Raw genomic sequence first — 3,027 nt, forward strand, 5'->3', positions numbered from 1 at the left:
ACGACATTAACAACCCATATTGAAGAGGTAAGCAATTACTTTATTGATCGAAATAGTAGCGGTTTTGTGGAAGGCTTTAATAACAGGTTAAAAGTGCTGACGAGAAGATGCTATGGGTTAAAAAATGCCAAACGTTTTTTTCAACGGATTAAAATAGATACTGAAGGGCTTGCTTTATTCAGATTCAGCGGTGTTCAGTATGCGATCTAATCAACGGATAAACTGGTAGAGCCTGTTTTTAGCGTCCTGTTTGATGTTGTACCTATCCCACTTAACAACGTTGATTGTGCGCCTTTTAAGGCTGCTTTGCTTAGTGGTGTGGTTTTTGCTTTTCGTTTTTGCTGAAAAAAACATGTAACTTGCTCCCTGTGCCTGTAGCACACGTTGAAAATTTGACTAAAGTTGATTGCTTAAAAAACGCTTAAACTAAGCCGCTTGCTGTCCTTGTTCGACTAACTCAAAATGCCATAGTCTATATTGATGATTCCCTTTGCTTTTCTTGGTCTCGCCTTTGGATACTTGAATTTTTAACTGTGGGAGTTGGTTTATTTTGCCTTGTAGTTTTAGCTGCATGAAGAAGCCACTTACTCTTGATACACTGGTCGGGGATATTGACAGCACTACTAATTTTTTATTGTGCTTATCGTTGGTGTGAAGTTGCACGAGTACGTCAAGGTACCGCTTCACTATTGGTTTTCTTCCTTGTTCTGCCATTTCAGCGATAAAGTGCTTTAACGGCTCTCCGTCTGTGGTGACGATACCATCAGGGGAGTATTTAACGTCTTGATAGTTGTCATCGTTAGCGTCACTTAAAACGTGCTTTTCGGTGGTTTTAATCACGGTAACAATGAAGCTGTTAGGGTTGTAGTCAGGGTCTGCTTTCATTTCAAAGGCGTTACCCTTTAAGCTGATAATGGGGAAAATGGCATAGTCAAATTCTAAACCGTCTAAGCCAAGTTCAGCTAACTCTTGCTTGATACTGTCCTTGCTAAAGGCTGTTTCAGTGGTGATTGTGGGTTGATTGGTTGGGGTGTCTTTGGTTACTGTGACGTTGGTTTGTTCGTTTGATGTTTCTGTAACTTTTGTTGTGTTCTGTTCCATTGTGATTTTTCCTATACAAAATTGCTGTTATTGTCCTTTTTTGAGTAGACTAAAGGACTGTTTAACGGTTGTTGATCTTGGGTTTTACGCTGACAGTGAAGCGATACGTTGAGCTAATCGCTGTTGTTGTGCTTTCCACTTTGCACTTATCTCAGCAAAATAGCTGTCGAATTTATCGCAAGCGTCAAGGTAGCCATTGATTGATTGTATAGGGGATTGATTATTTTGATTTGTCGGGTTGACTATTGATTGGATAGACATTATTATTTTCCTTGTTTCTGAAAAGGTGATTCTTAAAGTTTACGAGGCTAAGAGAATCGCCTTTTTTGTTGCCTAAAATTTAATAAAACTGCTTAAATATTTTACAACTCTAAGCGTTAGTTGATGCCTTAATTAAGCATGTGTTTATTATAGCAAAGTGACAGAAAAAGTCAAGCGAAAAGCTATATTATATAAGGGTTTGAGCGATATTTATTTACATTTTTTGAAGCGTTTTTTCTGGTCAACTTATTTAAATTATGGTAGCATAGTACGTACTAATGGGAGTCTGTGCGCTCGTTTCGGAAAACCCCATTGACTACTAACATCAATCATGGCACTTAACCAAAACTTACCACTTTTGCCTATATTTCCGGCTCCGCAAATTTTTCACTGCAACAAGCAAAAAAAATGTTATTGGGGCTAACTTTCTAATTTTTTAATATACAACGCTTGTTTTTCATGACAAAATATAGAAACATAAGAATCATATTAAATAAATGGATTTGAATTTTGAATAAATTTTATGTAATCGGATTACTAACCTTTTTTAGCTACGCTCAAATATTTGCTAGTGATGAAAAAAATAAAAAAGGTTTAATCAATATGGGTGATAATAGCTGGGGTAAAACTTGCCGTTATTTAGAAGTTAATTTCGAGCAGTTAAAAAACAAAGGTTATAGTTTGGTTCATCACGATGTTATACATGGAGTTTTTGAAGACCTAATAAGCAGAGAAACCAAAAAAGTATACGTCCAGTCTTTCGTTTATGGTCCTAGAGTAGATTATATGTTTGAAAATAAAAAACTAAATCATAGGTTTAGCGTAACTGTCAAGCAAAATTACTGTGGATTCGCAGCAGGAAACATAACTGTAACATCTGCTGCTAAATTAAATTATAAAGCTCAAAACGGTTCGTATGGCTCATCTAGACAAGGCATAGTTAATCTGATTAGTGTCGATTTGAATAAAAATGAAAACTGGGAAAATCAACAACGCGTTTACAGCCAAAGGCAAAACTTTATGAATAATTAATCGGTTGCTCGGTAGCGTTTTCCTACAAACCTTGATAAAACCGCCCCACTCTGTTTAAATGTCCTTGATTTTGATAGGAGCAAGAACAATGAGCAACTACGAAGACCATGTAAGCAGAATCGATAGTAAAATAAAGTCACTCTGCAATGACAACGCTACTAAAGTGACTATCTTAGATGAAATGTATAACGATATGGCTATCGTTAAAGACATTATCGACAACCATAGTCAAATTGCGCTTGATAACTTTTGCGACAGGTACACTGGCTTTTATCATTTCATGACAATACTTGAGAAAGTTTCACAACAAACAGCAACAGCGTAAAATTATCATGCACTGGCTACAAGCAGTAATGGGAATATTAAACAATCATTTTAACCAACTTCAATCGCAAATTAGATTTACTTGATTATTTGAGTTATAAATTTACATTTAAAGGCGATTTATAATTATTTCAATACGCCAAACCATCTAAAATAACGGCAGCGAAAACACAACCATAAATGAGTCCATTCCTAAAAACATACCTATAAGATAAATTTTATGCTATAGTGCAAAATAAACTTATTTGCATTAAGGTATCATCATGGCGCTAAAACAAAAAATAATTTCTCAGATTTATGACGATCAAA

The 3,027-nt window shown here is 35.5% G+C and carries 5 protein-coding genes; 3 read left to right on the forward strand and 2 right to left on the reverse strand.

Going from position 1 to position 3,027, the window contains the following annotated elements; translation table 11 throughout:
• A partial coding sequence (locus tag IE867_RS14155) for a transposase (protein WP_192485360.1) occupies positions 1 to 210 on the forward strand: 210 nt, incomplete at its 5' end.
• 216 nt (positions 211 to 426) lie between these two features.
• Here the strand turns inward: IE867_RS14155 and IE867_RS14160 are convergent.
• Entirely contained in the window at positions 427 to 1,101 is a 675-nt protein-coding gene (locus IE867_RS14160) for a hypothetical protein (RefSeq protein WP_192485361.1), read from the reverse strand.
• 84 nt (positions 1,102 to 1,185) lie between these two features.
• A complete protein-coding gene (locus IE867_RS14165; protein WP_192485362.1) occupies positions 1,186 to 1,362 on the reverse strand; it encodes a hypothetical protein in 177 nt (58 codons plus the stop codon).
• Between the two features lie 510 nt (positions 1,363 to 1,872).
• On the opposite strand from IE867_RS14165, the gene IE867_RS14170 reads away from it, so the two are divergent.
• Together IE867_RS14170 and IE867_RS14175 are read left to right on the forward strand one after the other, a co-directional pair.
• The gene (locus IE867_RS14170; protein ID WP_192485363.1) at positions 1,873 to 2,394 is read left to right on the forward strand and encodes a hypothetical protein; all 522 of its coding nucleotides are present in this window, start codon (positions 1,873 to 1,875) and stop codon (positions 2,392 to 2,394) included.
• 88 nt (positions 2,395 to 2,482) lie between these two features.
• On the forward strand, positions 2,483 to 2,719 hold the full coding sequence (locus tag IE867_RS14175) for a hypothetical protein (protein ID WP_192485364.1): 237 nt from the start codon (positions 2,483 to 2,485) through the stop codon (positions 2,717 to 2,719).
• The last annotated feature ends 308 nt before the right edge of the window (positions 2,720 to 3,027 follow it).

The sequence above is a fragment of the Cysteiniphilum marinum genome, assembly GCF_014857925.1.
Lineage (GTDB): Bacteria > Pseudomonadota > Gammaproteobacteria > Francisellales > Francisellaceae > Caedibacter > Caedibacter marinus.